We start from the raw sequence: 3,561 nt of genomic DNA, 5'->3' as shown, positions 1-3,561 counted from the left end.
GGGGCATCAGCCGTATACGCCGGACGAGGTGCGTGAAGCACTCCAGATCGGGCCCGACACCCCGATCCTCACGACCGACGCGCGGCATCGCACCGAGGCGAAGAACACGCTCATCACGCTGGTCGAGCATGCGCTGATGGCCCGTCTCCAGTAGGGCGGACAGGCCGGGCGGGCCGGTTCCAGGGCCATGGAAGGGATCTGTGGCCTTGGACACGCCGTCCCTCGCGTTCATAACATTTCGACAGTGAATCGGCCCGCTGTCGACACCCCTTGCGCACAACCGGTTCCGCTGCGCTCACATTTCTCCCGCCTTTTGCCGTGGCTCGCCCTTAACGCCCCTTTTATCTCAGGCTTTCCGGCGCCTCCCGCCACCGTGTCCAGTGTTTGGAACGCACCGCCCTGACGTGCTGAAATTCGCTGAACTCCGGATGAGTAGCGCCCAGAAGAAACGGCACGGCAGATTCGTGCCGGCGCCGAGAGGTTGTTGTCGAGTGAGGCGAAGCAGGTCAAGTCCCGCGCCGCAGGAACCGCGGCGCGGCAACTTCACCCCGCCACAGCGCGACGGGGCACCTGACACGCCGAACGGCGTCATCGCCCCGCCCGAGGTCAGCGGCGGACGTTACTCCCCCCGCAACTGGCGGGTGGCCACCCGCCTCAACGCCATTCTGCTGATCCCCGTACTCGTCGCCCTGGTCTTCGGCGGGCTGCGGGTCGAAAGCTCGTTCTCCACCTGGCAGGACGCCAAGGACGCGGAGGAGACCGCGAAGGTCGTCCGCGCCGCCCTCGCCTACGGCAACGCCCTCCTCGACGAACGCGACCGCACCGCCCGGCCGCTGCTGGAGGGCCGCAAGGACGACCCGGCCGTCGCCGGGGCGCGCGGCGCCACCGACGCCGCCGCCCGGGAATTCCGCACCGCCGTGAAGACCATGCCCGACACCCCGGGCCTGCGGCGCCGTCTGACGCTCTTCCGCAAGGCCGAGCCCAAGCTCGACAAGCTGCGCTCCGCCGCCTTCACGCCCGCCCTCGGCGGGGTGCGGACGGAGGAGGGATACGTCGAGATCCAGCACCCGCTGATGGAGTTCGCCAACGAACTCGGCCTGGGCACCGGCAACATCACCTCCTATGGCCGCACGGTCTACGCCGTCTCGCTGGCCAAGGCCGCCGCCTCGCTCCAGCGCTCCATCGGCACCCATCTGCTGGTCTCCCCCGCCGACGGCGCCCGGGAGCACACCCGCCAGCTCACCGCCTTCGCCTCGTACACCTACCTCGAACGCATCGCCGTCGAGGAGTACACCTCCGGCGGCACCCCCGCCGATGTCGCCCGGCTGCACAAGGACACCGCGGCGCTGAAGAAGCCCTCGGGTCCGCTGGCCGCGCAGATCGCGTCGGGCGCGGGGGCCGAGGAGCTGGACGGCCGGGGCATCACGCCGAAGACCTGGTTCGCCGCGTCCACCGGTACGTTCGACATGTACCGGTCCATCGAGAAGGACCTCGCGGACAAGGCCGTCGCCGAGGCCGCGCAGATCTCCTCGGACGCCAAGGCCGCCACCTTCACCGACTCCGCGATCGTGCTGGCCGCGCTGGGCGCCGCGTTCGTCGTCGCCGGTCTGATGGCCCGCCGGATGAGCCACAACATGCGCCGGCTGCGCACCGCGGCCTTCGGCATCGCCGAGCAGCGCCTGCCGATGCTGGTCGACCAGCTCTCGCGCACCGACCCGGGCCGGGTCGACACCCGCGTCCAGCCCATCCCGATCGCCACCACGGACGAGATCGGTGAGGTCGCCCGCGCCTTCGACCAGGTGCACCGCGAGGCCGTACGGCTCGCCGCCGAACAGGCCCTGCTCCGCGGCAACGTCAACGCGATCTTCACCAACCTCTCCGTCCGCAACCAGGGGTTGATCGAGCGTCAACTGACGCTGATCACCGAACTGGAGAACAACGAGGCGGACCCGGACCAGCTCCAGAACCTCTTCCGGCTCGACCACCTCGCCACCCGGATGCGGCGCAACGGCGAGAACCTGCTCATCCTCGCGGGTGAGAATCCCGGCAGCCGCTGGGACCAGCCGGTCCCCCTCGTCGACGTGCTGCGCGCGGCCGTCTCCGAGGTCGAGTCGTACGAGCGCATCGAGCTGGCCGCGGTCCCCGAGGCCGACGTCCACGGCGCCGTCGTCACCGACCTGGTGCATCTGCTCGCCGAACTGCTGGAGAACGCCACCGCGTTCTCGTCCCCGCAGAGCAAGGTGCGGGTGAGCGCGGCCCGGCTGCCGGACGGCCGGGTGATGACCGAGATCCACGACAAGGGCATCGGCCTGACCCCCGAGGACTTCGCGGACATCAACCACAAGCTGGCCAATCCGCCCAGCGTGGATGTCACCGTCTCCCAGCGCATGGGCCTGTTCGTGGTCGGCCGGCTCGCCGACCGGCACGGCATCCGCGTCCAGCTGCGCCCCTCGGGCGAGCAGGCGGGCACCACCTCCCTCGTCATGCTGCCCGCGGCCCTCACCCTGGACGGCGGCGGAGCGCCCCAGGAGGGCGTCCCGGCCGGCCCCGCGCAGCCGCAGGCCCCCTACGGGGACGCCGCGTACCCCGCCGCCGGCCCCGGCATGTCCGGCGCCCCGTCCCCGGACCCGCTGCACGGCGCGGGCACGGTCCCCGCGACCGCCGCGCAGCCGCCCTACGGGGACGGGTCGGCGTACGGCGCCCCCGTCTATCCGGAAGCGGATCAGCCGTTCCCCGACGCCTCGTACCCGGCCCACGGAACGTTCGCCGACACGGCCGTCCCGGAGCCCGCCGCGCAGCAGCCGTACGCCCCCGCGTCCCCGGAGCGTCACGACGCCTGGGCCGAACCGGTGGCCTACGACGGGCACTTCGGGCACGAAGCGGAATCTGACCGGAATACATCTGCCGCTCCCGCGGATGCGTCCGAGCGCGTACCATTCGACAGTCCGGGCCCCTCCCCGAGCGACTCCCACTCGCTGACCGGCGCCGGCCTGCCGCGCCGCTCCGGCCCTGCCGGGCAGCCGGCACAGGCGCAGCAGCAGTGGCAGCAGCCCGAGGAGCCGGCGTCGCCCCCGCAACCGCAGGCAACGTCGGAAACCGGCCAGGACGGCTCCGGCTGGCGCAGCGCCAACGACGAGCGCTGGGCGAAGGCGGAGCGGCTGCGCGAGCCGAAGGCCGGCGGGGTGACCTCCTCCGGTCTCCCGAGGCGGGTGCCCAAGGCCAACCTGGTCGAAGGCACCGCGGAGCAGTCCGTGCAGGGCGGCCCCCAGGTCTCCCGGGCCCCGGAGGACATCCGCGGCAGGCTGAGCAATCTGCGCCGCGGTGTCCAGCAGGGACGCACCGCGGGCACGGACCCCTCCGGGGTCCCCCACAATGACCAACAGGGCTTCGGCCCCGGCAGCACCTACGATCAGGAGCGTTAGTGTGAGCCCGATGAGCCAGGCGGCGCAGAACCTGAACTGGTTGATCACCAACTTCGTGGACAACACCCCCGGTGTGTCCCACACGGTCGTGGTCTCCGCGGACGGTCTTCTCCTCGCCATGTCCGACGGCTTCCCCCGT

The 3,561-nt window shown here is 71.5% G+C and carries 2 protein-coding genes and 1 pseudogene; all 3 read left to right on the top strand.

Annotated elements, in window-relative coordinates; all coding sequences use genetic code 11:
- Nucleotides 1-154, top strand: a pseudogene (locus tag AC51EU_RS28560) (ATP-binding protein); the annotation flags it as partial.
- Between the two features lie 337 nt (nucleotides 155-491).
- Nucleotides 492-3,422, top strand: a complete 2,931-nt coding sequence (locus AC51EU_RS28555) for a sensor histidine kinase (protein WP_496269979.1) — start codon at nucleotides 492-494, stop codon at nucleotides 3,420-3,422.
- Nucleotides 3,423-3,432: 10 nt separating this feature from the next.
- Nucleotides 3,433-3,561 (top strand): roadblock/LC7 domain-containing protein (locus AC51EU_RS28550; RefSeq protein ID WP_496269980.1); only part of this gene is annotated, 129 nt, incomplete at its 3' end.

It is taken from the genome of Candidatus Streptomyces philanthi, from assembly GCF_059553635.1.
Note: the sequence above shows the minus strand (reverse complement) of the source record. Positions and strands in the feature narration are given on the sequence as shown.